The sequence below is a fragment of the Chitinophaga sp. YR627 genome (assembly GCF_900114995.1).
GTDB lineage: Bacteria > Bacteroidota > Bacteroidia > Chitinophagales > Chitinophagaceae > Chitinophaga.
Window position 1 is genome coordinate 967,458 of sequence record NZ_FOUX01000002.1, and the last position, 25,048, is coordinate 992,505.

At 45.8% G+C, this 25,048-nt stretch carries 23 protein-coding genes; 6 read left to right on the forward strand and 17 right to left on the reverse strand.

The features are described 5' to 3' along the window. Window positions 1–192: 192 nt before the first annotated feature. A complete protein-coding gene (locus BMZ72_RS12495) occupies window positions 193–717 on the reverse strand; it encodes a hypothetical protein (RefSeq protein WP_089808731.1) in 525 nt (174 codons plus the stop codon). Window positions 718–950: 233 nt separating this feature from the next. Here BMZ72_RS12495 and glmS point away from each other — a divergent pair, with 233 nt between their 5' ends. Beyond that, a complete protein-coding gene (gene glmS / locus BMZ72_RS12500; RefSeq protein ID WP_089808733.1) occupies window positions 951–2,786 on the forward strand; it encodes a glutamine--fructose-6-phosphate transaminase (isomerizing) in 1,836 nt (611 codons plus the stop codon). Window positions 2,787–2,807: 21 nt separating this feature from the next. After that, window positions 2,808–5,024 (forward strand): DUF4954 family protein, encoded by a 2,217-nt coding sequence (locus BMZ72_RS12505; RefSeq protein WP_089808735.1) that lies wholly within the window; start codon window positions 2,808–2,810, stop codon window positions 5,022–5,024. A 3-nt stretch (window positions 5,025–5,027) separates the two neighbouring features. Here the strand turns inward: BMZ72_RS12505 and BMZ72_RS12510 are convergent, their stop codons facing one another. Together BMZ72_RS12510 and BMZ72_RS12515 are read right to left on the reverse strand one after the other, a co-directional pair. Beyond that, window positions 5,028–6,086 carry a cytochrome-c peroxidase gene (locus BMZ72_RS12510; RefSeq protein ID WP_089808737.1) on the reverse strand — a complete coding sequence of 353 codons (1,059 nt, stop codon included), beginning with the start codon at window positions 6,084–6,086 and terminating at the stop codon, window positions 5,028–5,030. A 6-nt stretch (window positions 6,087–6,092) separates the two neighbouring features. Beyond that, window positions 6,093–6,818, reverse strand: a complete 726-nt coding sequence (locus BMZ72_RS12515) for an MbnP family protein (RefSeq protein ID WP_089808739.1) — start codon at window positions 6,816–6,818, stop codon at window positions 6,093–6,095. Between the two features lie 62 nt (window positions 6,819–6,880). Between BMZ72_RS12515 and BMZ72_RS12520 the strand changes: the two genes are divergently transcribed. Then, on the forward strand, window positions 6,881–7,459 hold the full coding sequence (locus BMZ72_RS12520; RefSeq protein ID WP_089808741.1) for an O-methyltransferase: 579 nt from the start codon (window positions 6,881–6,883) through the stop codon (window positions 7,457–7,459). 165 nt (window positions 7,460–7,624) lie between these two features. Then, window positions 7,625–8,611 (forward strand): TlpA disulfide reductase family protein, encoded by a 987-nt coding sequence (locus tag BMZ72_RS12525; protein ID WP_089808743.1) that lies wholly within the window; start codon window positions 7,625–7,627, stop codon window positions 8,609–8,611. A gap of 84 nt (window positions 8,612–8,695) precedes the next feature. Here the strand turns inward: BMZ72_RS12525 and fucP are convergent, their stop codons facing one another. The 7 genes from fucP to BMZ72_RS12560 form a co-directional block, all read right to left on the reverse strand. Beyond that, on the reverse strand, window positions 8,696–9,994 hold the full coding sequence (gene fucP, locus BMZ72_RS12530) for an L-fucose:H+ symporter permease (protein ID WP_089808745.1): 1,299 nt from the start codon (window positions 9,992–9,994) through the stop codon (window positions 8,696–8,698). A gap of 36 nt (window positions 9,995–10,030) precedes the next feature. Further along, the gene (locus BMZ72_RS12535) at window positions 10,031–10,813 is read right to left on the reverse strand and encodes an L-fucose dehydrogenase (protein WP_089808747.1); all 783 of its coding nucleotides are present in this window, start codon (window positions 10,811–10,813) and stop codon (window positions 10,031–10,033) included. 36 nt (window positions 10,814–10,849) lie between these two features. Next, the gene (locus BMZ72_RS12540) at window positions 10,850–11,677 is read right to left on the reverse strand and encodes an amidohydrolase family protein (RefSeq protein WP_089808749.1); all 828 of its coding nucleotides are present in this window, start codon (window positions 11,675–11,677) and stop codon (window positions 10,850–10,852) included. A gap of 69 nt (window positions 11,678–11,746) precedes the next feature. Then, on the reverse strand, window positions 11,747–12,079 hold the full coding sequence (locus BMZ72_RS12545) for an L-rhamnose mutarotase (RefSeq protein WP_012789663.1): 333 nt from the start codon (window positions 12,077–12,079) through the stop codon (window positions 11,747–11,749). A gap of 159 nt (window positions 12,080–12,238) precedes the next feature. After that, the gene (locus BMZ72_RS12550; protein WP_089808751.1) at window positions 12,239–13,090 is read right to left on the reverse strand and encodes a fumarylacetoacetate hydrolase family protein; all 852 of its coding nucleotides are present in this window, start codon (window positions 13,088–13,090) and stop codon (window positions 12,239–12,241) included. Window positions 13,091–13,141: 51 nt separating this feature from the next. Further along, entirely contained in the window at window positions 13,142–13,885 is a 744-nt protein-coding gene (locus BMZ72_RS12555; RefSeq protein WP_089808754.1) for a hypothetical protein, read from the reverse strand. Window positions 13,886–13,976: 91 nt separating this feature from the next. Continuing rightward, window positions 13,977–14,759, reverse strand: a complete 783-nt coding sequence (locus BMZ72_RS12560; RefSeq protein ID WP_218155238.1) for an SDR family NAD(P)-dependent oxidoreductase — start codon at window positions 14,757–14,759, stop codon at window positions 13,977–13,979. Between the two features lie 115 nt (window positions 14,760–14,874). On the opposite strand from BMZ72_RS12560, the gene BMZ72_RS12565 reads away from it, so the two are divergent. Then, window positions 14,875–15,594, forward strand: a complete 720-nt coding sequence (locus tag BMZ72_RS12565) for a M15 family metallopeptidase (protein ID WP_177222776.1) — start codon at window positions 14,875–14,877, stop codon at window positions 15,592–15,594. A 46-nt stretch (window positions 15,595–15,640) separates the two neighbouring features. Here BMZ72_RS12565 and BMZ72_RS12570 read toward each other — a convergent pair whose 3' ends face one another. The 5 genes from BMZ72_RS12570 to leuC form a co-directional block, all read right to left on the reverse strand. Further along, window positions 15,641–17,152 (reverse strand): 2-isopropylmalate synthase, encoded by a 1,512-nt coding sequence (locus tag BMZ72_RS12570; protein ID WP_089808758.1) that lies wholly within the window; start codon window positions 17,150–17,152, stop codon window positions 15,641–15,643. A 60-nt stretch (window positions 17,153–17,212) separates the two neighbouring features. Beyond that, the gene (leuB, locus tag BMZ72_RS12575; protein ID WP_089808760.1) at window positions 17,213–18,292 is read right to left on the reverse strand and encodes a 3-isopropylmalate dehydrogenase; all 1,080 of its coding nucleotides are present in this window, start codon (window positions 18,290–18,292) and stop codon (window positions 17,213–17,215) included. A gap of 97 nt (window positions 18,293–18,389) precedes the next feature. Beyond that, a complete protein-coding gene (gene leuD, locus BMZ72_RS12580; protein WP_089808762.1) occupies window positions 18,390–18,989 on the reverse strand; it encodes a 3-isopropylmalate dehydratase small subunit in 600 nt (199 codons plus the stop codon). Window positions 18,990–19,028: 39 nt separating this feature from the next. Continuing rightward, window positions 19,029–19,787: a methyltransferase domain-containing protein gene (locus BMZ72_RS12585; protein WP_089808763.1), complete on the reverse strand. Its 759-nt coding sequence runs from the start codon at window positions 19,785–19,787 to the stop codon at window positions 19,029–19,031. Window positions 19,788–19,799: 12 nt separating this feature from the next. Beyond that, window positions 19,800–21,197 (reverse strand): 3-isopropylmalate dehydratase large subunit, encoded by a 1,398-nt coding sequence (gene leuC, locus BMZ72_RS12590; protein ID WP_089808766.1) that lies wholly within the window; start codon window positions 21,195–21,197, stop codon window positions 19,800–19,802. A 217-nt stretch (window positions 21,198–21,414) separates the two neighbouring features. On the opposite strand from leuC, the gene BMZ72_RS12595 reads away from it, so the two are divergent. Next, window positions 21,415–22,968, forward strand: coding sequence for a hypothetical protein (locus BMZ72_RS12595; RefSeq protein ID WP_089808768.1), 1,554 nt, complete (start codon window positions 21,415–21,417; stop codon window positions 22,966–22,968). Between the two features lie 4 nt (window positions 22,969–22,972). Here the strand turns inward: BMZ72_RS12595 and BMZ72_RS12600 are convergent, their stop codons facing one another. Together BMZ72_RS12600 and BMZ72_RS12605 are read right to left on the reverse strand one after the other, a co-directional pair. Then, entirely contained in the window at window positions 22,973–23,824 is an 852-nt protein-coding gene (locus tag BMZ72_RS12600; RefSeq protein WP_089808770.1) for an MATE family efflux transporter, read from the reverse strand. A gap of 124 nt (window positions 23,825–23,948) precedes the next feature. Next, window positions 23,949–25,028 (reverse strand): Gfo/Idh/MocA family protein, encoded by a 1,080-nt coding sequence (locus tag BMZ72_RS12605; RefSeq protein ID WP_255373189.1) that lies wholly within the window; start codon window positions 25,026–25,028, stop codon window positions 23,949–23,951. Window positions 25,029–25,048: the final 20 nt, after the last annotated feature.

A 25,048-nucleotide genomic window follows, 5' to 3' on the forward strand; every position in this document is an offset into this window, starting at 1 on the left:
AACGCTCAGATACGCATCAAGTCCACCTCATGTCCGTAACAACTTCATATACAATGGCTTGAAACGGTTGGTCATCGATATAGCAAACTCATAACAACCACGCTGACAATACTTTATAAAAGTGTCACAAAGTGACCGGACCGGAATAGCAGGGCAGATATCAGACCTCCTTCCTATTCCGGTTTTTTTATGTCAATAGTTCAGTCTTTTACAACGTACACTATCCTTATACTTTCTGACGATAAACAGACTGCTGTAATCTTTTCCGGCAACAGAGTCAATCTTAGGCTTTGCCTTCAGCGAATGCATGATCGGCACCAGCGCGCGGTTATTCCCCACCACCAGCAGTTTCTTTCCCCAGTCTTTCTGACGGGTGATCTCATATAATAAACCCTCTCCGGAGGAATCAGCTACATAAGAAGCGGTGTCAAGACTCAGATACTGATACATAGAGTCCGCCATGTCCAGACTACCGGGATAACGGGTAAAGTAGATCTTCTGGATACCTGAGTCCTGCAGTAAGCGGTAAAGTGCACCTGCCTGCTGATGGCTTGTTTCAGCCAGCGCAGAATCCACTCCAGCCTGTTCAGCATGACGCACCAGGTAGAAAGTGCCGGTAAGAAAAGTGCTGTCTTCCGCAACCGGAATCGCTTGTTTTTCAGGTGGCGCCTGTTCACATGCCAGGCAGCTTAGTAATAGTATTATTACATATCTCATAGGACCTCATGTTCGGTTAAAGGGGACAAATTACGAATTTTCCAGGCAGGCATACAATTTGATGATGGTGAGTGGCCCAAAAAGTATAAGTAATAGTACCTAAAGAATATTCTGACGACTAAGAGCATGAGGCTCATTTTGTTATTCTGGGCCATAATTCGCAATCTTTTATACGTTTTTCACATTTTTTATACAACTTGCACGCTTTATCCATGTAAACTGAAAAACATTTTATGTGCGGAATAGTCGCTTACATAGGCCAACGGGAAGCCTACCCAATCGTATTAAAAGGACTGAAAAGATTAGAATACCGCGGATATGACAGTGCAGGCGTAGCACTATTGAATGGAGAACTGAAAGTCTATAAGAAGAAAGGAAAAGTAGCAGAACTGGAAGACTTTCTCAGCGGGAAAGACACACACAGTCATATAGCCATAGGACACACCAGATGGGCCACACATGGCGAACCCAGTGATCGTAACTCTCACCCTCATACTTCCGGCAATGGCAAACTCGCTATGATCCACAACGGTATCATAGAAAACTATGCCCAGCTTAAACAGGAGCTGCTGAAGAAAGGCCATATCTTCAAAAGCGATACAGATACAGAAGTCCTGATCCACTTCATAGAAGAGATACAGACGAGCAACCAATGCGGTCTGGAAGAAGCCCTGCGTATTGCCCTGAAAAGAGTCGTAGGCGCTTATGTGATCGTGATCGTTGACCAGGATAATCCGGATACCCTCATTGCTGCCCGTAAGGGTAGTCCACTGGTGATCGGTGTAGGTAAAGGAGAACACTTCCTTGCTTCCGACGCCTCCCCTATCGTGGAGTACACCAAAGAAGTAGTGTATGTAAACGATTACGAAATTGCTATTATCAAAGCAGATGAACTGATCCTGAAGAATATTTCCAATGAACGGCAGACGCCTTATATCCAGAAACTGGATATCGAACTGGCTGCCATTGAGAAAGGCGGATATGATCACTTCATGCTGAAAGAAATATTTGAACAGCCACAAACCATCTTCGACAGCTTGCGTGGCCGTCTGGATGCGAAACGTGGTACACTGACACTGGGCGGTATCCGTGAGCATGCAGCTATGCTTAGTCAGGCAAAACGTATCATCATCGTTGCCTGTGGCACCTCCTGGCACGCCGGACTGGTAGCTGAATACATGATCGAGGAATTATGCCGCATTCCTGTGGAAGTGGAATATGCTTCCGAATTCCGCTATCGCAATCCGGTAGTAGGAGAAGGTGATGTGATCATTGCCGTATCTCAGTCAGGTGAAACAGCCGATACCCTTGTCGCCATCGAAAGCGCAAAACAGAAAGGCGCGATCATACTCGGCGTTTGTAACGTGGTAGGTTCTTCTATCGCACGTATCTCCGATGCCGGCGCCTATACACATGCCGGTCCTGAGATAGGAGTTGCCAGCACCAAGGCATTCACCGCGCAACTGGCAGTACTGTGTATGATAGGTCTGAAAGTCGCACAGGAAAAAGGCAGCATTACACAGCAACGCTTACAGCACCTGATCGATGAACTGGATGCTATTCCTGATAAAGTAGCAACCGTGCTGAAACTGAATGAGCAGATCAGACAGGTGGCAGATAAATACAAAGACGCACGCGACTTCCTGTACCTGGGCCGTGGTTATAATTTCCCGGTAGCACTGGAAGGCGCTTTAAAGCTGAAAGAGATCTCTTACATCCATGCAGAAGGTTATCCTGCTGCTGAAATGAAACACGGGCCGATTGCACTGGTTGATGAAAACCTGCCTGTTGTTTTTGTTGCTACACGAGACAGCTATTACGAGAAAGTAGTATCTAATATCCAGGAAATAAAGGCGCGTAAAGGGAAAGTGATCGCAGTCGTAACAGAAGGCGATCAGACGATCCGCGGTCTGGCAGATGATATCATCGAAGTGCCTGCTGCTGATGAACTGGTAGCACCTATTGTATCCGTAATTCCAATGCAGCTGCTTGCATATCATATCGGTGTACTAAAAGGATTTGATGTGGATAAGCCAAGAAATCTGGCCAAATCAGTAACCGTAGAATAGTAAAACTTCAACTCTTTTTTGATGAATGTAATACAGAAGAAGCCACTCACCGAGTTAGGCTACAATTTTGTAGCGGCTCCTTATTTGCCTGAAGGCAAAGACGAGTATTACCTGCGGAACAGTCAACTGGGTAAACAGCAAACCAACTACCGTAAACTCACGGCGCTTGAGATTGAAATACTGGTGCGTAATGATAATACCTCAGATGACTGGAATAACATTTTTGTTGCCAACGAATTCAATCCGCAACTGGTAAAACACTGCCACTTCTTTGGTGTGGTGCGTATCGGAAAACTGGAACCTTACTATCTTGAATTCCATAACCTGAGACTACCCGTTGGTCTGTATAACAGCACGATCTCCTCCTGCGATTTCGGCGACAATGCAGTTATCCATAACGTCAACTATCTATCTCACTATATTATCGGCAACGAAGTGATCATCTGTAATGTCAATGAAATGACAACGACTGATCACGCCAAATTCGGTAACGGTATCGTGAAGGAAGGCGAGTCAGAATCACTGCGTATCTGGCTGGAACTCTGCAATGAAAACGGTGGCAGAAGCGTGATGCCTTTCGATGGTATGTTACCGGGTGATGCCTGGCTCTGGACACGCAATCGCGACGATGCAGCCCTGCAACAACAGTTCAAGGTATTCACAGAAAATCAGTTTGATAAAAAACGCGGTTACTACGGTATGGTAGGCGACCGCAGTGTGATCAAGAACTGTAAGATCATCAAAGATGTGACGATCGGTACGGATGCTTATCTGAAAGGCGCCAATAAGATCAAGAATGTTACTATCAACAGTTCGGCAGAAGCCACCAGCCAGATCGGAGAAGGCTGCGAACTGGTAAATGGCATCGTTGGTTACGGCTGTCGTGTATTCTATGGTGTGAAAGCGGTACGTTTCGTGATGGCCTCTCATTCGCAGCTGAAATACGGCGCACGTCTGATTAACTCCTACCTGGGCAACAATGCAACCATCTCCTGTTGTGAAGTACTGAATTCATTGATCTTTCCGGCACATGAGCAACACCATAACAACTCCTTCCTGTGTGCAGCACTGATCATGGGACAGAGTAATATGGCAGCCGGCGCTACAATAGGTTCCAATCATAACTCACGCGGCGCAGATGGCGAAGTCATCGCAGGACGCGGCTTCTGGCCGGGACTCTGTGTGAGCCTCAAACATAACTCACGCTTTGCCAGCTTTATGCTGATCGCCAAAGGCACCTACATGTATGAAATGGATGTGCCTTTCCCATTCAGTCTTGTACTGAATGACGAACAGCACAATACACTCCGGATCATGACAGGCTACTGGTTCATGCACAACATGTATGCACTGGCCCGTAACTCCTGGAAATATATCGACCGCGATAAACGTACAGATAAAACACAGCTGATAGAATACGATTACCTCGCGCCGGATAGTGTGGAAGAAATGATCCACTCGATGGCACTGATGGAGATCGCTACCGGCCAGGCATGGTACCTGAAACATGAACATGATAACAGTTCGCTGTCTGTACATGACTTCCAGGAAAAAGGAAAAGACCTGTTGATGCATGATCCGGAAGAAGCAGGCAGATTAACGATCTATGCGTCCAATGTGGAAAACAGTTCGCGTAAAGTACAACTGCTGAAAGTACACCGTTCATATCCACTCTTCAGAGAACTGATCAACCTCTACGCCATAAGAAATATCTTCAGCTATATCGCACAGGATGAAACGCACAACTTCACAACACTGCGCGGTATTGTTGAAACAGCAGAACGGGGTCCATGGCATAATGTAGGCGGACAACTGATGAAAGAAGAAACACTGGCAGATCTGAAAAATCAGATACGCACAGGTACTATCAAAGGCTGGTCTGAACTGCATGAAAACTATAAGACGATCGGCGCACATTATGCAACAGATAAACTGCAGCATGCGATTGCTTCCCTGTTATATATAGAAGAGAAGAAAGCCCGGGATTTCACACCTGCTTTCCTGAAAGATTGTCTGATGCAGTCCCTGCATATGCAGACTTACCTAACGGAAAATATCTACCGCTCCCGCGCAAAAGATTACCAGAATCCATTCCGTCAGATGACTTATGAAAATGAAGCAGAGATGGAAGCCGTGGTCGGTAAACTGGATGATAACAGTTTCATTCAGCAAACACTGGCAGATCTGGCGACTTATAAACAGCAGGTAGCAACACTGATAGAGCAATGGAAACTGTAAGCCTTAATCGGTGATCAGGATTTCGCTGAAGTCCTGGTTTTTAATGAATTTTTTGTCGGTCAACGTATTCAGAAACATATACAGCTGACGCTGTTCTTTCGGATTCAGGGGAATACCGTTCTTCACAAGAGGATCAATGGTATTCCCTTTTTCCTGCCCATGATCGTACATATCAAATACCTGGAAAATATCAAAGAAACGGCCATCGTGCATGTAGGGTGAACTAACAAGTACATTGCGCAGCGATGGCACCTTAAACTTCAGATAATCGGCTGTATTGTTGGTGATACGCATACGGCCTACATCGTTCATAGAAGGCAGATATGGCAGTCCGTTATTCCGCAGACTGTAATCAGTGAACAAAGGCGGTTTATGACAGCTGGCACATTTCTGCATGAACGTCCGGTACCCACCCTGCTCTTCTGCTGTGAAAGTCACGCCCGGCTCCCGGCGCATCACGCTATCATATTTTGATTCAAAGGAGAGCATGGTCGCCATAAATTGTGACAGTGCCTTAAACATCCGCTCACTGGTCACCTCCTCAGAACCATAGGCTGCCTTAAAAAGCTTTTTATAGGTCTGATTTCCCTGCAAACGATCAATTAATGCCCTGAGATCCATTCCCATCTCGTTCTCGTCTGTAATGGGCGTTAAAGGCTGAATATCGAGATGATTGACGCCTCCATCCCACATGAAGTCCTTTTGCCAGATCAGGTTGAACAATGTAGGCACCGACCGGTTGCCCGTTCTGCCCAGTACCCCATGACTGAGGGCATGGTCATAGTGACCAAAACCGGCAAACTGCTGATGACAGAAACCACAGGAAATAGAACTATCTACGGAGAGCTTGGGATCATAAAACAGGTGTCTGCCTAAGGCGATCCCTTCTTTTGTAAGCGGGTTGTTTTTGAAATTGTAGACCGGCGGGGGCAGGCTGTCCGGTATTTTCAGCTGATAGTATTCCACCACCGGAGCGTGAGCCGTCAGTGCATCACGATCTTCTCCCATGAGCCAGTACCACAGGCAGAAAGCACAAAGCAGATATATCACCTTCCGGGTCATGTGCCGTTACTGATTTACTATTTTCTTAACGGAAAACATATGCTGATAATTATCCGCGATCCTGTCCGCCGCTGTACCTGGCGCCATGAATCCGGCTAACTGTGTGAAAATGACTTTATAAGCACCATCAAACCAGGTAGCAACATCTGCCTCCAGTGATAAATGTGGTGTCTTTCCCTGACCTACAACCAAAGGTTCCGGCAGCGTCAGGGTAACCATGCGCTGTGTGACATGTGGTGCTCTATAGCCTCCTATGTGAAACTGTATCATGTGGTTAGGCAAACGGGAGGAAGGAGAATTACCTTCGAGTTTGGCCATAATATAGCCACTATTCCAGGTCCAGAACATCCCATACATCGGATCAAGCGCGCCTGATTGTGGTCCGCTGAAATTCAATACACTATCTACGCCTATCATGAAATGCAGCTGCGTATAACGCCCCTTCGGACACTGCTGCAACACTAATTTTCTGGATGGAATACTATCTTCACTGACAAGAAAATATCCCTTCTCCGCAGCCACTGTCTTTCCGGTTGCATCAGAGAAAGAGAAATTACTCAGGTAATATCTGAAAAGCGTGATATTGAAGGTATCGCCTGCAGTGTTGCTGTAAGTAGCTGTTTTGAGTTGCATCGGCAGCCCTCCTACTACGTGGTTGATATCCAGCTGCACCTGCTGTGCGGCTGTGCCCGTATAGGTAAACAGGAATATCAGAGATAACAGGCGCTTCATAATACCGAAAGTAAGTGATTTTTTTTACTAACTTGTCGTAGGACCTATTTAATAAACAGCTCATGACACAGGACATACTCCAGCAATACCCTGACCACTATCAGTACATTGTTGATGCAACGAACGCATCCGGATTTACGATGGCTTCTGACCCACTGACATGCTCCCTGCTCCGCAGCCTGGCGGCAGCGAAACCCTACGGCAGCTTTCTTGAACTTGGTACAGGTACCGGACTTTCTACCTCATGGATACTGGATGGTATGGATAAAGAAAGTACATTGATATCAGTTGATAATGCACAGGAATACCTGGATATCGCTATCCGTTTTCTGAACGATGACAGCAGAATAAAACTTGTCAATGCTGACGGAGGAGAATGGTTAAAGGAAAACAGACGCCGGAAATTTGACTTTATCTTCGCGGATACCTGGCACGGAAAATACCTCATGCTGGAAGAAACACTGGCCATGCTGAACAAAGGCGGCCTCTATATCATCGACGATATGCTGCCACAGCCTAACTGGCCGGAAGGACACCAGGAAAAAGCCACACAGCTGATAAAAGACCTGGAAGCAAGAGAAGATCTGGTACTGACAAAGCAGGTTTGGGCTTCGGGAATTATCATTGGTGTTAAAAAATAAATCTATACATTTGCAATGTCTACAAAACAAGTAGACTTTTAAAACCGCCAACTAATACTCCCTCTTCTGGTAAAAAACCGATGTATTTCACCACCAAATACAGGAATGTTTTCTGGGGCAGGAATCGTTGTATAAACCCAAGTTATAAACTGGCAAAACGAAATCATGAAATACAAAAAGTTACTACCAGTGGCACTATTGCTTACAGGCATGAGCACCAGCGCACAGACAACCCAAAAACTGGATCTTCAGGGTGAAACACCCGCAACCACAGGAACGGTCTATTTGCAACGCTTTGATAACAAGACATTCAATACCATCGATTCAGCTAAGATCAAAAATGGTAAATTCTCGTTCCGCACCAGTCTCAAACTGCCTGAACTCTATGGCCTGACCCTGGATACCACCGGACCAAACCTATATGTTTTCCTGGACCAGCGCCAGGTGAAGGTGAAACTGGATTCTGCTGCTTATTACAGTCATGCTGAAGTATCCGGCTCTGCCCTGCAGGACCAGTTTACCGCGTTTAAAAAACTGGAAGACGTCAATATCAGCGAGTATATCAAAGACCATTCAAAATCACTGGTATCCGCCTATTTATTGTATAGAAACTATGCTTATCGACTGACAGCCGAAGAAATAGAACAAAATATACAATTGCTCGACCCATCTCTGCACCAAACGCCATACGTTAAATCGCTACAGGCGTTTAAGGAAGTACTGAAGACCGTGGCTGTCGGGAAAAAAGCGCCTGACTTTACAGCAAACGATACAGAAGGTAAACCGGTAAAACTCTCCGATGATCACCACAAATATGTGCTGATCGACTTCTGGGCATCCTGGTGCGGACCATGCCGCAGAGAGAATCCGAATGTGGTTGCTGCCTTCCAGCAATACAAGGATAAAGGCTTCAGCGTATTCGGTGTATCACTGGATAAAAGTAAGGAAGGATGGATCAACGCAATAGAAAAAGACCAGTTACACTGGACACAGGTATCAGAACTGACCTATTGGAAAAGCGAAATTGCAAAGACATATGGTGTAAGAGCGATACCCGCCAATTTCCTGATAGATGAAAATGGCATCATCGTAGCTAAAAATCTGCGCGGCGAAGAGTTATTACAAAAACTCAGTGAGCTGCTGAACAAGTAATAAAAGTAATAAAAGAAAAGAGGTTGTTTCAATGTACTTCAGATGTACGATTGAAACAACCTCTTGATTAATATCACGAATGAGCTAGTGTGCTTTATCGAGTTTGTACCCTTTTGTACCAAACCATACCACTACTGCAAAGCAGATCAATGGCAGGATATAGGCCATCTGGATATTTGAATTATCAGAGATCAGCCCCATCAGCGGCGGAAAAATAGCGCCACCTACGATAGACATAATGATCAGTGAAGAACCGAATTTTGTATCACCACCCAGTCCCTTGATACCCAGTGAGAATATTGTCGGGAACATGATAGACATAAAAAATGGTACCGCCAGTACAGTCCATATAGCGACCTGTCCTTTGGTCGTCATAGCGATCAGTATCAGTGCCACATTCACCACACCGTAGAGTGCCAGTAATGTTTGTGGTTTAACTGTACGCATCAGGAAAGTACCAAAGAAACGACCGATCATAAAGCCCAGACCTGCTACAGAACCCAGCAACACAGCAGCTTCTTTTTCACCAATACCCGCAGTATACTTCGCAAAACGGATAAAGAAAGCATTAACGCCTACTTGTCCGCCGATATAAAAGAACATTGTCACAACCGCAGCGATCAGATGTCTGTGTCTGAAAATACTGCCTTTTGTACCTGCTGTTTCATCAAATTTCTCATCCTCCTGTTCAACGACTTCCGGCATTTTCGTCACAACGAAAAGCGCCGCAATCAGTAATACCACCACGCCGATCACGAGGTAAGGGATCTTCACGGTACTCGCTTCTCCAACCAGGTATTGCTGCAATGCATCCGGAGACATCGCGGCCAGTTGTTCTTTAGAAAGTTCTGTACCGGAAAGAATAAATTTCGCGCCTAATATCGGTGCAATCATCGCACCCACACCATTAAAGGATTGGGCAAGGTTCAGACGGGTAGTAGCTGTTTCAGGACTACCCAATACTGATACATAAGGATTTGCAGCCGTTTCAAGGAAAGTAAGACCAGTAGCGATAATAAACAAAGCACCCAGAAAGAAAGTATAATCACGGGTGCTGGCGGCCGGAAGAAAGAGAAATGCACCCACTGCATACAGGCACAGGCCCAGAATGATACCCGCTTTATAGCCGAACTTTTTCATGACCGCACCTGCCGGCAATGCCATCAGGAAGTAGGCCGCGAAGACCGCAGAGTCAATAAATGCAGATTGCATGTCTGTCAGCTGACAAGCTTTCTTCAGGTGTGGAATGAGGATAGGGCTCATATTATGGATCAGCGCCCATAGAAAAAATAAACTCGTTACCAGTATAAACGGAAACAGGTAACTCTTCTTTGTATCGATGTTTGCCTTAACTGTGGAAGTGGGCATTGCGGCTCCGGCCATAAGTATAATTTATATGATGAAAATTGCTGTTGGCAACTAGCTGATGGATCTGTCAAGGTGTGTATAACCTCCATCCACGTAAACGATCTGGCCGGTGGTATGGGATGATACGCCTGACAACAGGAAAACGGTCATATTCGCTATTTCTTCTGAAGTGGTCATACGTCTTTCGTAAGGAATTTTGGCAACGATAGAAGCCAGTTTTTCCTCAGGATTTGGCAGAGAATTGATCCAGGTTTCGTACAATGGCGTCCATACTTCTGCAGGGATCACTGTATTCACACGGATACCATAAGGCAGCAGTTCTACCGCCCACTCGCGTGTCAGGGCATTGATACCACCTTTGGATGCAGCATAACCGGAAGTATTACCCTGACCGGTGTCTGCCACTTTAGACCCAATATTGACGATATTACCTTTTGTTTCTTTCAGGTATGGCAACGCATAGTGCGCCAGGTTGTAGTAGTGGGAAATGTTCTTCTGCAAAGAAGCCATGAACTTCTCCGGACTACCATTTTCCAGTCCGACGCCATCATTTACACCGGCATTGTTTACCAGTCCGTCGATACGTCCGAACCGCTGTATAGTGAAGTCGATCACACGTTTGCAGGCGTCCACTTCACCCAGTTCTCCGGTTACTTCAACTGCCTGTCCGCCGGCAGCGATGATTGCCTCTACAGTTTTATTGTTGTCCTCCGTGCTTCTGCCAGCAATAACAGTAATACCACCTTCAGCGGCGATCAGTTTTGAGATCGCTTCTCCTATTCCTTTCGCTCCTCCCGTTACTATAAATACTTTGTCTTTTAATCCAAGATCCATGTCAATGGTTTAAATAATTTTAAATAGGCGAAGGTGCTACAGTCCGTAGAACCTCACCGCATTTCCGCCCATAATGCCCGCTCTTTCCGCATCGGAAAGACGGCTGATATAATCGGTAATAATTGCTTTCACTTCTGTGTAGCTGGCAGCCAGCTTGCATACCGGCCAGTCGGAACCGAACATCAGTCGTTCTGCCCCAAAAGCTTCGAGCGCAACATCCAGGAAAGGTGCAAAATGGGCTGCTTCCCATTGTTGCCAGTCTGCTTCTGTCACCAGTCCACTGAGTTTACAGTAGACATTAGGTTGCTGCGCGATTGCCCGCATATGTGTTTCCCAGGCGCTGATATCACCTGTTTTAAAGTAAGGTTTGGCCATATGATCAATGACCAGCCGCTGATCAGGGAACTGTTGTACAAATGCTGCGACTGCGGGCAGTTGCACAGGATACACCAGTATATCGTATGTGAAATCATGCGCAGCCAGTGCCCGTATTCCCTTACAGAAATCTTCCCTGAGAATAAAAGAAGGATCAGGTTCTCCCTGCACAATATGTCGGAAACCTTTCAGTTTTTCATACTGACGATAATGGGCCAGTCTGTCGGAAAGATTTTCCGCACGAAGGTCCACCCATCCTACTACTCCTTTGATAAAAGCGTGTTGATCTGCAAGTTCCAGCAGAAAGCCGGTTTCAGTCTCTGACTGATCTGCCTGTACCGCGATACAACCATCCACACCATTTTCCTGTAATACAGGCAAAAGGTGCTGTGGCAGAAAATCTTCCTGAATCACTTTCATATCATCTGTGATCCAGGCGTCCTTTACAGGGTGATATTGCCAGAAATGCTGGTGTGCGTCTATAATCATTATTTCATAACGTTTATCTTCCTTATCAGTGGCTATAAAGCTATACTTCCCTACTGCAGTCTTTCTACATTACTGTAGTGAAAAGATCCTGTCCATCATCACCCATTTCTCACCCGGTTTAGCTACCGGCAGGGCCTGCTGATATTTCCACATCAGCTTTTCCCACTCCTGCACTTTCGGATTTGCCGCATCTGCCGCTCCTTTTGCGTCAAAAGAGAAACTTTCGTTTACCTCCATGATCATAAAAAGACGATCCATAATGCGATAGATCTCCATATTGGTGATACCGCTGTCAACGATACTCTTTCTTATTTCCGGCCATATCTCACGATGATAGGCTTCGTATTCTGCTATCAGCACAGGATCGTTTACAAGATCAAGTGCGAGGCAATAACGTTTCATAAACAATTAGGAATTATCAATTAGGAATTAGGAATTGGCGATAAACCGCTGAAAACAGATATCAGGAATGAAGAACGTAAAAGATACAATCAATTGTACCTGATGTACACACTTCATTCACAATTCCTAATTCTTAATTCCTAATTCCTAATTGTTCAGTTATTTAAATGCAACAGCTGTCTGCTTTGAAGTACCCAGTCCGTCGATACCCAGTTCAATCACATCACCTGCTTTCAGGTATACCTGTGGATTCATACCCAAACCAACACCTGCTGGTGTACCGGTAGAGATCACATCACCTGGCAGCAGGGTCATAAACTGGCTCAGATAAGAAACCAGGAAAGGTATTTTGAAGATCAGGTTAGCGGTAGTACCGTCCTGCATAGTCTTACCGTTTACGGTCAGCCAGAGGCGCAGGTTATCCACATCCTTTACTTCATCTTTGGTTACCAGCCATGGGCCCAGCGGAGCGAATGTATCACAGCTCTTACCTTTTACCCATTGTCCGCCGCGTTCCAGCTGGAAAGCACGTTCGCTGTAATCGTTATGCAATGCGTAACCAGCGATATAATCCAGCGCGTCTTTTTCTTCAACGTAGCTGGCTTTCTTACCGATCACTACTGCCAGTTCTACTTCCCAGTCAGTTTTCTCACTGTTGCGTGGAATGGTCAGATCATCATTAGGACCTACCAGGGAGGAAGTACTCTTAAAGAATACAATTGGCTCCTGTGGGATCTGTGCGTTTGTTTCTTTTGCGTGGTCAGCATAGTTCAGACCAATACAAATGATTTTTGAAGGACGCTGTAAAGGAGCACCCAGGCGGGTACCTGCCGGTACCTGCGGACAACTGCCACTGTTTTTTTCCCACCATGCAGCCAGACGCTGTAAACCGTCTGTCTCCAGGAATTTCTCACCAAAGTCTTCACCAAATGCACTTACATCGAAGGTACCTGTTGCTGTTACGATACCTGGTTTTTCTGCACCTGGTAATCCAAATCTGATCAGTTTCATATAAAAAATTACTGTTTTTACTAAACGTTATGACCTTTGAAGGCCGTCTTACTATCTTGTTAATGAATTGATCGCCAGACGTCCGCCCTCTACTTTTATTTCGTAGGTATTGGTCAGCTTACCATCCTGCTCCAGCACAACAAAACATTTATCTTTTCCTGATGCCACAATACCTACTTTATTACCGGCAGGTACAGTCTGTGTCAGTGTTCTGTTAGCACCCGCAAATTCAGCATATACATGTACTGAATCTTTAGATGATAACGGCACTATTTTTACGATAAAGTCTGCAATGATATTTCCGGACTTCAGGTTGGTAGTTAAGGTCTGTTCGATCTGTGTCTCGCTGGTAGCACTCACCTTACCCAGTCCGAGTTTATTTTCTGCATATTGCCATACGCCTGCCGGTGGTGTTCCCACGTGATTGATCTGCAGATACCCTTTATCATCCACGCTGGCATGATAGTAACGGGTAGTACGGTTCTGTTTCAATACACCGATGTAGCAGCTGTTAGGTTTGTCCCATACCAGACGGTACAGATCTTTCTCCTGTACATCTTTTGCAAGTGGCAATTCGAAATTCTTCTCCTTTGTTTTACCATCCAGTTCAAATACCATTTTGATCTCAGTGGTATCTGTTACAGGAAACGAAACAGTTACTTTTCCCGCAGGTGCTACCGGTTGAAATGCCTCACCCGCAGTAGTGGTGTCATCTGCGTCAGCAGCTGTGTTTTTCTGGTTGGAATCACAGGCAAAGAATAATGTTGCAATAAGTAATAAAGACCAAGCTTTCATGGAATTATGCGTTGATTTACGAATGAGAATTAAGAAATGTGAGTTACGAATATAACCAATCCATCATTCGTAAGCCGCATTTTACGCTTCCTTAATTATTCAGCTTGATGAATCCTCCATCCAGTGGATAGTCACAACCAGTGATAAATCCAGCTTCAGCAGAACAAAGGAATAAAGCCAGTGTACCTACCTCATCAGGTTTAGCCATACGGCCGATCGGTTGTGTTTTTGACAGTTTATCAAACATTTCCTGCTCTTTACCAGGGTAGTTTTTCGCGATGAAACCGTCTACGAATGGTGTGTGCACACGCGCAGGAGACACGCAGTTACAACGGATACCATCATTAATATAGTCTTTCGCTACGGAAAGGGTCATGGTCAGTACCGCACCTTTACTCATAGAGTAAGCAAACCTGTCAGGAATACCCACGCTGGAAGCAATGGAAGCAACGTTCAGGATCACCCCGCCTTTCTGTTCTTTCATCTGTTTGATCACGGCAAACATACAGTTGTAGGTGCCTTTCACATTCACATTATATACCCTGTCCAGATCTTCCTCCGTAGTGGATTCCAGTTTACCTACATGTGCAATACCGGCACAGTTGACCAGTATATCGATACGGCCTGCTGCAGCAATGATCTTATCCACCGTGCTGACAACAGCTGCCTGCTGCGCTACGTTACAGGCATGTACCTGTGCAGTGCCGCCTGCCGCTGCAATTTCAGCCGCCGTTTGTTTACCGCCTTCCTCGTTCAACTCAATAATATGTACATCAGCGCCCTGCGCCGCAAATACCTTCGCTATTGCCTGCCCTATGCCGCTACCACCGCCGGTGATCACAGCCACTTTGTTGTCTAATCTAAACAGGTTCATATTTTCCTTAATTTAAGGGTTCTAAAATAACCCTTTTACCAAGGCAAAAACTATCCTTTTTTACCAGTAACTTGTACTTTATTACCATATTTCAGAATATTTAAATAAAAAACAGTTGAAAATCAATTACCGGACTGCCTCCAGGTCAGCTATTTTTCTGTTATATGTCATACTGACAAGCAATATATTCATCGCATCCGCACAGCAAATTCCATTGAATAAATATGGATTACCTGTCGTGAATACGGTTGTGTTGTATAAGCAACTGGCGGCGGCAGACAGTAACCAGGTATTGGTGGATATCACTACTTATATTCCTGGCATACTGAAAGACATCCGCTACGCCACCAAAGTAAATTTTACCCATCAGCAACTATATTCCAATGCAGCCGTATATCTACGACTCCCAGCTGCCAAAGCATTAAGGGCCGTACAACAGGAGCTTAATAAAAAAGGACTGGGATTACTGATTTACGACGCATATCGCCCCTATAGTATCACAGAGAAAATGTGGAAGATCGTACCCGACGACCGTTATGCAGCTGATCCCCGTAACGGTTCAGGGCATAACCGGGGTATTGCAGTAGATCTTACGATTATTTATTTACGCAGCGGCAAGCCGGTAGCCATGCCTACTGATTTTGACGACTTCACAGAAAAGGCACATCATGCCTATGTTGTTACAGATACTATTGTGTCGGATAACAGACAACTATTGCGGACGACAATGGAGAAATATGGTTTCACCGCTCTCCCTACAGAATGGTGGCATTATTATCTGAAAGATTACAGGCAATATCCTTTGATGGATATTCCCTTCAGCAGTATCAAATAAAAAAGCCCCGTCAGTGACGAGGCTCTTTCATTCATATAAGTGTTGCTTAATAGATCTTGTTCAGTGCATCTACGTACGCATGCATAGAGGCATTCACGATGTCAGTAGAGTAACCGTAGCCATAATAAGACTGGCCATTGTGTTTTACACGCATGTTTACTTTACTTACATCTTTACTACCACCACGCATTGACTGGATGTTGAATTCATCAATGTCGATCTGATCTTTGATGATCTCGTGAATAGCATTGATAGCTGCATCTACAGGACCATTACCCGCGGAGCTGGCTTCTTTTTCTTCACCGTTGATCTTCAGTTTTACAGTTGCCATCGGACGCAGTGGATCACCACATACTACCTGCAGCAAAGTAACCTTGATCGCTTTATCATCATCGAAGTTCTTATCATCACCATCACCCATCAGTTCCTGCAGATCAGCATCATTAATGTCTTTCTTCTGATCGGCCATTACCAGGAAGCGTTGATATACTTCATCCAGGTTGATCTTGTCCATCTTGTAGCCCAGACGCTCCAGGTGATGCTTCAGCGCATGACGGCCACTGCGTGCAGTCAGGATGATCGAATTGGACTCGATACCTACATCCTCAGGATTCAGGATCTCATAGTTTTCACGATGTTTCAACACACCATCCTGGTGAATACCGGAGCTGTGTGCGAATGCGTTACGACCTACGATCGCTTTGTTAGCCTGCACCGGCATACGCATCATGGTCTCGACCATGTTGCTGATACCAAAGATGCGTTTTGAATTGATACCGGTATGATAACCCATCGCGTGATGCGTTTTCAGGATCATCGCTACTTCTTCCAGAGAAGTATTACCAGCACGTTCACCGATACCATTGATCGTACATTCTACCTGACGTGCACCGTTCATAACACCAGCAATGGTATTGGCAGTAGCCAGACCCAGGTCATTATGACAATGTACGGAGATGATCGCTTTATCAATGTTGGATACGTTATCCATCAGGTATTTGATCTTCGCACCATACTGGTCAGGCAGACAGTAACCATTCGTATCAGGAATGTTTACTACAGTAGCACCTGCACCGATAACTGCTTCGATCATTCTTGCCAGATACTCGTTGTCAGCACGACCAGCATCTTCTGCATAGAACTCAATATCATCCACGAATTTGCGGGCATACTTCACAGCATCTACTGCACGTTTCAGAATGTCCTCACGGGTGCTATTGAATTTATATTTGATGTGCATATCGGAAGCACCGATACCAGTATGAATACGTTTGCGTTTTGCAAAGCGGAGTGCTTCAGCAGCTGCATCAATATCCATTGTATTGGCACGTGTCAGCGCACAGATAATTGGTTCGCTGACTGCCTTGGATATTTCAACTACGCTCTGGAAATCACCAGGGCTGGAGATCGGGAATCCAGCTTCAATAACATCTACTCCCAGCAGTTCCAGTTCCTTAGCGACCTCGATCTTTTCGACGGTTGTAAGCTGGCAACCAGGGACCTGTTCGCCATCACGGAGAGTAGTATCGAAGACGTATACACGATTTTTATCGCTCATCTTAAATTAATTGTGTTATTGGAGAAATTACTTTATTCAGGTAATTGTGTTGGATATTGATCAGTTCAGATTTTCCAGCACTTTTGCACCCATTGCATCTGTACCCATTACGTAATGATTTTCCGTATGCTTGTTAGCAATATCCATTGTACGGTAACCTTGTTTCAGGGTAGCTTCAACAGCTTTGATCACGCGCAGGGATTCGTTCTTCAGTCCGAAAGAAATATCCAGCATCAGTGCTGCAGACAGGATAGACGCCAGCGGATTGGCAATGCCTTTACCAGCGATATCATGCGCAGAACCGTGAATAGGCTCATAGAAACCGGTGCTGTCACCTACAGATGCTGATGCCAGCATACCCATAGAACCAGCGATCTGGGAAGCTTCGTCCGTCAGGATGTCGCCAAACAGGTTTGCTGTCAGCACCACATCAAAACGTTTCGGATCTTTCACCAGCTGCATAGCAGCGTTATCGATGAACATATGTTCTGTTTCCACATCACTGTATTCTTTGGCCAGTTCCTGTACCACTTCACGCCACAGACGGCTTGATTCCAGTACGTTCGCTTTATCTACAGAGCAAAGCTTTTTACGGCGGGAACGTGCAGCTTCATATGCTTTACGGGCAATACGTTCTACTTCATAACGGTGATAGATCATCAGGTCAGATGCAGTATTGCGGTCTTCTGAACGTTTCTTCTCACCGAAGTATACATCCCCGGTCAGCTCACGGAAGAACAGGATATCTGCTCCACGGAGTATTTCCGGCTTAATGCTGGACGCTTCCAGCAGTTCATCAAACAACTTAATAGGCCGCAGATTCGCGTAGAGACCCAACTCCTTGCGGATTTTCAGCAATCCCTGCTCAGGACGTACTTTTAGTGTAGGGTCATTGTCGTATTTCGCATGACCGATAGCACCAAACAGGATCGCATCGCTTTTGCGGGCTTTTTCCAATGTTTCGTCAGGCAGTGGAGTACCGGTAGCTTCGATGGCAACATGCCCCATTATGCCTTCTTCAAAAACAAAATTGTGCTTGTAGTTTACAGCAATTGTTTCCAATACTTTCTGACCCCAGGCTGTCACCTCTTGTCCGATACCATCTCCGGGAATTACCAGTATCTTTTTGTCTACGCCCATTTAGTTTAGAGTTGATTTAAATTGATGTTTACTTCGTCGTACACCCAGTGGTTTACTTCTTTTTTGAAAAGTAAAGCTAAACCGCTGAAGTGAAATGTTAAAAATTAAACTCACGGCTGGCTTCGTATGATTCGATCTCTTTACGAAGGCTCAACAGGTAGTCAATATCGTCATAGCCGTTAATGAGGCAGGCTTTCTTATATGGATTGATGTCGAAAGAAATTTCTTCACCGGTAGCGACGATCTTCAGTGATTGTTTTTCCAGGTCGGTTTCCAGCTGAGTAGCAGGATCTGCTTCGATCGCTCTGAAGATCTTGTCCAGGAATTCGTCAGTTACAGTGATTGGCAGAATGAAGTTATTCAGCGCATTGTTCTTGAAGATATCAGCAAAGAAACTGCTGATCACAACTTTAAAACCATAGTCGCCGATTGCCCATGCAGCATGCTCACGGGAAGAACCGCAACCAAAGTTCTTACCTGCTACCAATACCTCACCTTTGTAGATCGGATTGTTCAGGATAAAGTCCTGTTTAGGCTCATTGTTAGTGTCAAAGCGCCAGTCACGGAAGAGATTTTCTCCGAAACCATCCCTTGTAGTTGCTTTCAGAAAGCGGGCAGGGATGATCTGGTCTGTATCGATGTTTTCAATCGCAATAGGAACTGCGGTAGATACAAGGTGTTGAAAAGTCTTACTCATTATATTTTAGCCTTCCGGAGAAGGTCTTTCATTTTAAAGTTAAAGATCTGTTTTAATTTTTTCTGCTTTTACACGTAAGCGCACATACTTCGAATACCATTTACCATCGCGGAAGTTAGTCGCCCGCAGCGACTCCTGTACTTCCTGCAGGAGCGGTAATCTGTCCTGCTCCGGTACCTGGTCCAGGAAGTGTGCTCCGAACATCTGCAGCCACTCCACTATGCCATTTTCAGGATCTGCCAGTTCGGTTTCACGGTCAAAGTAAAGGACCTGGTTCACTCTGAACCCATACTCTTCCAGCAGCGAGGTATACTCACCCACAGAAGGGAAATACCAGAATGGTTTATAAGCATATCCTCTGTTCTGCATCGCCTTCTCCAGTGCACCGGTGATGTCATTCACATTGCCCTTACCGCCCATTTCCAGTACAAAACGGCCGCCGGGCTTCAGATGTTGATAAATACGGTCCAGCGCCTTCTCCTGCTGGCGGATCCAGTGCAGGGTAGCGTTGGAAAATATGGCATCAAACTGCGTTGACAGCGAGAAAGACGTAGCATCTGCTACCTGAAAAGTAACCTGCGGAAAATGCTCCTTTGCGCTGGCGATCATCGCAGCAGAACTATCCAGTCCTGTTACTTTTGCACCGCTTTCCGCCACCTGAGCGGTCAGTTCACCGGTGCCACAGCCAAGATCCAGTATCTGTTCTCCAGCCGCGGGTTGCAGCCATTCGATCAGGTTGTTACCATAACCGAATACAAAAGCGTGCTTTTCCTTATATAATTCAGCGTTCCAGGACATTTCTCAGTTATATTATACCAGTTCTCTTACATCTGTTACTTTACCGGTGATAGCTGCTGCTGCTGCTGACAACGGGCTGGCCAGGAAGGTACGGGCATTAGGACCCTGACGACCTTCGAAGTTACGGTTGGAAGTAGAGATACAATACATGCCGGCAGGCACTTTATCTTCGTTCATACCCAGACATGCAGAACAGCCTGGCTGACGCAGATGGAAACCCGCAGCTTCAAATATTTTATCAATACCTTCTTCCTTCGCCTGTGCTTCTACCTGTTTTGAGCCAGGTACGATCCATACCACTACATCTTCAGCCTTTTTCTTACCCTTTACGAAGTCAGCCACCATACGAAGGTCCTCGATACGGGAGTTCGTACAGCTACCGATAAATACATAATCCACTTTCTTACCCAGCAGTTCGCTACCAGGCTCCAGTCCCATATATTCCAGGGATTTTTTGAAAGATGGTTTTTCTTTGTCATCCACTTCGGTCAGCGCCGGAATGTGCTGGGTTACCCCGATACCCATACCCGGGTTAGTACCGTAAGTGATCATTGGTTCAATGTCAGCTGCGTCAAATGTCAGCACCACATCAAACTCAGCATCAGCATCGGTATACAGTGTTTCCCAGTATGCCAGTGCCTTATCCCAGTCAGCACCTTTTGGCGCAAACTCACGGCCCTTGATATAATCGAAGGTGGTTTGATCAGGAGCTATCAGACCGCCACGCGCACCCATCTCGATACTCATGTTACAGATGGTCATGCGGGCTTCCATGCTCAGGCTGCGGATTGCCTCACCGGCATATTCCACGAAATAACCGGTAGCACCGGAAGCAGATATTTTGGAAATGATGTACAGGATGATGTCTTTGGAAACAACGCCTTTTTTCAGCTGACCGTTCACCTCGATCTTCATACGTTTCGGACGGTATTGCAGGATACACTGGGTAGCCAGTACCTGTTCAACCTCGGATGTACCGATACCGAAAGCGATCGCACCAAAGGCGCCGTGTGTACTGGTATGGCTGTCACCACACACGATAGTCATGCCTGGCAGGGTAATACCCAGCTCAGGGCCGATCACGTGCACAATCCCCTGATAAGGGTGCCCCAGACCGTACAGTTCCACACCAAATTCTTTGGTATTAGCTGTCAGCATCTCTACCTGTTTGCGGCTCAGGGCCTCTTTGATCGGCAGGTGCTGGTCAATGGTAGGTACGTTATGGTCGGCTGTCGCACGGGTCTTAGCCGTACGGAAAACCGGTATACCTCTTTTACGCAGTCCGTCAAAAGCCTGCGGACTGGTCACTTCATGAATAAAATGTGTATTGATGTATACTGCATCCGGAAAGCCGGGTTTGCTAACCACTACGTGGCTGTCCCAGATCTTGTCAAATAATGTTTTTCCCATCCGTAATTTTACATTTTGTGGCGGGCCGGGCAGAGATGATCGGCCCATTGGCACCAGCTAAATTGATAATTTTGTGCTTCCTAGTTTGTTTGTACCTTCAAAGCTAATGGTCAATGTTAATTAACATATAGCTAAATTTGACTTAATTACGATATATAACTACGCCTGACAAGCGATACTGACTTGATTGTCAGCTAATTATAACACATTATTAACGATGTCCAACAACCAGCACGACGCTCTGTTTATATTAATAAAAACACTGACGAAAGCCGAAAAGCGGAATTTTCAACTTGCTTTTAATAAAAATAATACTAAAGAGGACGTCCTTTTCATTCAGTTATTCAATACCCTGGACAAGTTAAAGGAGTATGATGAGGAATTGATCCTCAAAAAGATACCCGCCATCAAAAAACAACAGCTCAGTAATGTAAAGGCCCATTTATATAAACAATTGCTGACCAGCCTCCGCCTGTTGTACAAGCAGAAAGATCCCCTGATCGACCTCAGGGAACAGCTGGATTACGCCCGCGTATTATACAGTAAGGGACTTTATAACCAGAGCCTTCGTATTCTCTCCAAGGCCAAAGCAACGGCTATTGAGCAGGAAGAAGTGATGCTAAGCTATGAAATTATTGAGTTTGAAAAGCAGATCGAGAGCAGACACATCACCCGCAGCCTGGAAAACCGGGCTGATGAACTCAGTGCAGAATCCCGTCAGATAGAACTCCGCCTCAGCAATATCAGTCGCCTGTCCACCCTTTCCCTCCGGATGTATGGCCTGTACCTCAAATTAGGTCATGCCCGTGATGAGAAAGACGCTAAAATGGTAAAATCCTTCTTTGAGCACGAATTACCTCCCGACTGTAGCAAGGACATGAGCTTCTATGAGAAGATACACCTTTATCAGGCCTATAGCTGGTATTACTACATTCTCCAGGATTTCGTCATGTTTTACCGTTATACCCAGAAATGGGTGAACCTTTTCAAAGAATACCCTTCCCTCCAGCGCACAGACGTTGAGTTGTATATCAAAGCGATGCACAACCTGCTGACCGCCCATTTCTATACCATGAACCACGACAAATTCATGAGGGATCTGGCGGAGCTGGAAACATTCATTACTGAGAATCAGGAGAGTTTTAACGAAAACACCAAGACTTCCGCCTTTGTATATGTGTATACAGCCCGTATTAACCACTACTTCCTGGAAGGCACTTTCAGCGAAGGATTGTCACTGGTGCCACAGCTGGAAGCCGATATCGCCGAGCATCAGCTGAAAATAGACCAGCACCGTGTGCTGCTGTTTTACTACAAGATCGCCTGTCTGTACTTCGGCAGTGGCGACAATAACAAGGCAATTGTATACCTGAATAAGATCATACACCTTCGCATAGGCAATTTACGGGCTGATATTCAGTGTTTTGCAAGAATATTACACCTCATTGCCCACTACGAACTGGAGAATTACAGTCTGGTGGAATACCTGATCAAGTCCGTCTACCACTTCATCGCTAAAAACAAAGATCTTGGTCAGATGATGGAGGAAATCCTCAAATTCCTCCGCAGGAACATTTATGCCCATCCCAAAGCCCTGCGCAACGCCTTTGCCGATCTGAAAGAAAGGCTGGTACAGCTATCGCAGAATCCTTACGAACGCAGGTCATTCCTGTACCTGGATATCATCTCATGGCTGGAAAGCAAGATCGAAGGAATTCCGGTGCAGGAGATCATACACCGGAAATTCGTTCGGAAAGAAAAAAGGATCTGATCGCTTATTCTGTTGGCTCCGTTTTCTGATCTGTCAGATCGCTATCTGCATCAGTAGCAGAATCGGTATCCTCCTGATTAGTCTGTTCCTTGTCCTTTGGTAATGGATCCTTAAATGCAGGCTTTTCCTTGACGTTGAATAAGGTCTTGAATACTTCTTCCAGTTTCTCAGACGCTTCTTTGGAAAACAGCCCTACCAGGCATGCAATGGCCATCATACCATAAGGGTTCAGCGGCACGCTGTCTCTTGGCTGATTCGCTTCATCACGGGTAGCCGCTGGTATTGCTTCATTAACTACCGGCGGACAATCTGGTTTCACAGTATCAGTGTGCGTAGCAGCCTGCTCCGGAGAGTCCGGCCGCACATTTCCTTCCTGTACATTTCCCTCCTGGACATTACCTTCTGTAACAGGTGCCGGGGAAGTGTTTTCTGTTACCTGGTTGTTTTCCGGCAACTGTGGCGCTACCGGCGGACTGTAAGTCAATATCCCCCCTCTCAGCAGCATATAAAAGAACATGGCCATACCGGCACCAATAACAGGCCTTAACAGGTACCAGGGGATCCAGGTAGTAACAAACATGCGGTTACCCACAAACGCGGTAAATGAGATGATGAGGTGAACATTGGCGCCCAGTGCACCACCGAGTATCATCAGCAACAGGAAACGGTGTTCTGCTGTAATGGTATACACAGTGCCGAACAGGCGGAAAGGATCTTTGCTGCTGACATAGCCGGAAGGCCAGATACAAATGATAATGTAGAATAGCAGGACAGCTGTTATTCCAAACAGCGCGGTAAGGGTAATGATCCAGGCGCGTTCTCCTGGCGACTGGATTCTCTTGGTTTGGTTAGACATAGGTTCCTTTTAAAATAGTGTTACTGTTGGATAGTCTTATATCAAGACAGCCACACCGTTGTTTGTGGACAACGGTGTGGCTGCGCATATGTTTAATGTTGTTTGCTTGTCTGGTAGCTAACGACTACTTTAACATGACCTTTCTGCCTTCCTTTACTGAAGTGCGGGCTGCTTCCAGTATACGCACAACGATCAGGTTATTTTCCAGCGAAGAAAGATCATTATCAGGCTTCAGTGAGCCATTCAATACAGCTGCAAGATATGTAATATTATCCGTATAGGTTGCTTCCGGTACTTTAAGCGGCTGATATTCACTTTTTTTCCGCTGTTGCAGATCATTTGGATTCAGTGCATGCAGATAACCTGACTTACCAAATACTTCCCAGTCCTTAATACTGAACGGCCAGTTCCAGGATGCTTCAATAATGCCTGTTGCCTCCGGATATTCCAGCAAAATCGTCGCGTCATCTTCCACTTTTGGATACACCGCAGGTTTAATGTGACGTGCTACAGCTGTCACTGAAACCGGCGCCTTGCCATCCATCATCCAGGTCATCAGGTTAGCACCATAACAACCGAAATCCATCAGGGCGCCACCACCGTTTTTTACCGGGTCGGTCAGCCATTTCAGGAAGTCTTCAGAACAACCAATTTCCCTTGGACCTTCGTGACCATCGTGTACCACCATTTTCCGCACCGGACCAACAGCATCCTGTTTCTTCACCAGGTCATACACGTACTGATTGGTATTATACCAGGTGGTTTCATAATTGGTCAACAGGTGAATGTGGTGCTTCCTTGCCAGTGCCGCCATACGATCAGCCTGTGCTACCGTAGTCGCCAGCGGCTTCTCTACCATTACGGAAATACCCTTTGGCGCGCAGACCTCCACCACGTTGATATGCTCTGCTACCGCATTGTAGGCCAGTACGGCATCCGGATGCTTATGCGCCAGTAATGTGGCCAGGTCCGGATAAAAAAGCGAATCAGGCAACTGGTAGCTCTTTTTATAACGGGCGATCAGCTGTGCATCTGACTCGGCGATACCTGCAATCGTGACCTGCCCTTTTTTCCACTGGTGCATCAGTAGATGCACGTGGTCGTGTGTAAGGCCGGCAACGCCTACGTTCAATGGTTTTTGCTGTGCAAAAGTTGTGATGGCTGCCAGCAGGAGCAGCATAGTCTGGCTTAAAATCTTCATCATGACATGGATTATTTGGACCT

Excerpts from the sequence above, each read along its gene's own strand:
- BMZ72_RS12495 (WP_089808731.1), bottom strand. The coding sequence starts at position 717 with ATGAGATATGTAATAATACTATTACTAAGCTGCCTGGCATGTGAACAG.
- BMZ72_RS12505 (WP_089808735.1), top strand. The coding sequence starts at position 2,808 with ATGAATGTAATACAGAAGAAGCCACTCACCGAGTTAGGCTACAATTTT.
- BMZ72_RS12550 (WP_089808751.1), bottom strand. The coding sequence starts at position 13,090 with ATGAAACTGATCAGATTTGGATTACCAGGTGCAGAAAAACCAGGTATC.
- BMZ72_RS12570 (WP_089808758.1), bottom strand. The coding sequence starts at position 17,152 with ATGAGCGATAAAAATCGTGTATACGTCTTCGATACTACTCTCCGTGAT.
- BMZ72_RS12600 (WP_089808770.1), bottom strand. The coding sequence starts at position 23,824 with ATGTCTAACCAAACCAAGAGAATCCAGTCGCCAGGAGAACGCGCCTGG.
- BMZ72_RS12510 (WP_089808737.1), bottom strand. The coding sequence starts at position 6,086 with ATGACCCGGAAGGTGATATATCTGCTTTGTGCTTTCTGCCTGTGGTAC.
- leuB (WP_089808760.1), bottom strand. The coding sequence starts at position 18,292 with ATGGGCGTAGACAAAAAGATACTGGTAATTCCCGGAGATGGTATCGGA.
- BMZ72_RS12545 (WP_012789663.1), bottom strand. The coding sequence starts at position 12,079 with ATGAAACGTTATTGCCTCGCACTTGATCTTGTAAACGATCCTGTGCTG.
- BMZ72_RS12540 (WP_089808749.1), bottom strand. The coding sequence starts at position 11,677 with ATGATTATAGACGCACACCAGCATTTCTGGCAATATCACCCTGTAAAG.
- fucP (WP_089808745.1), bottom strand. The coding sequence starts at position 9,994 with ATGGCCGGAGCCGCAATGCCCACTTCCACAGTTAAGGCAAACATCGAT.
- BMZ72_RS12560 (WP_218155238.1), bottom strand. The coding sequence starts at position 14,759 with ATGAACCTGTTTAGATTAGACAACAAAGTGGCTGTGATCACCGGCGGT.
- BMZ72_RS12605 (WP_255373189.1), bottom strand. The coding sequence starts at position 25,028 with ATGATGAAGATTTTAAGCCAGACTATGCTGCTCCTGCTGGCAGCCATC.
- BMZ72_RS12520 (WP_089808741.1), top strand. The coding sequence starts at position 6,881 with ATGACACAGGACATACTCCAGCAATACCCTGACCACTATCAGTACATT.
- BMZ72_RS12525 (WP_089808743.1), top strand. The coding sequence starts at position 7,625 with ATGAAATACAAAAAGTTACTACCAGTGGCACTATTGCTTACAGGCATG.
- leuC (WP_089808766.1), bottom strand. The coding sequence starts at position 21,197 with ATGGGAAAAACATTATTTGACAAGATCTGGGACAGCCACGTAGTGGTT.
- BMZ72_RS12585 (WP_089808763.1), bottom strand. The coding sequence starts at position 19,787 with ATGTCCTGGAACGCTGAATTATATAAGGAAAAGCACGCTTTTGTATTC.
- BMZ72_RS12595 (WP_089808768.1), top strand. The coding sequence starts at position 21,415 with ATGTCCAACAACCAGCACGACGCTCTGTTTATATTAATAAAAACACTG.
- leuD (WP_089808762.1), bottom strand. The coding sequence starts at position 18,989 with ATGAGTAAGACTTTTCAACACCTTGTATCTACCGCAGTTCCTATTGCG.
- BMZ72_RS12555 (WP_089808754.1), bottom strand. The coding sequence starts at position 13,885 with ATGAAAGCTTGGTCTTTATTACTTATTGCAACATTATTCTTTGCCTGT.
- BMZ72_RS12515 (WP_089808739.1), bottom strand. The coding sequence starts at position 6,818 with ATGAAGCGCCTGTTATCTCTGATATTCCTGTTTACCTATACGGGCACA.
- BMZ72_RS12535 (WP_089808747.1), bottom strand. The coding sequence starts at position 10,813 with ATGGATCTTGGATTAAAAGACAAAGTATTTATAGTAACGGGAGGAGCG.
- glmS (WP_089808733.1), top strand. The coding sequence starts at position 951 with ATGTGCGGAATAGTCGCTTACATAGGCCAACGGGAAGCCTACCCAATC.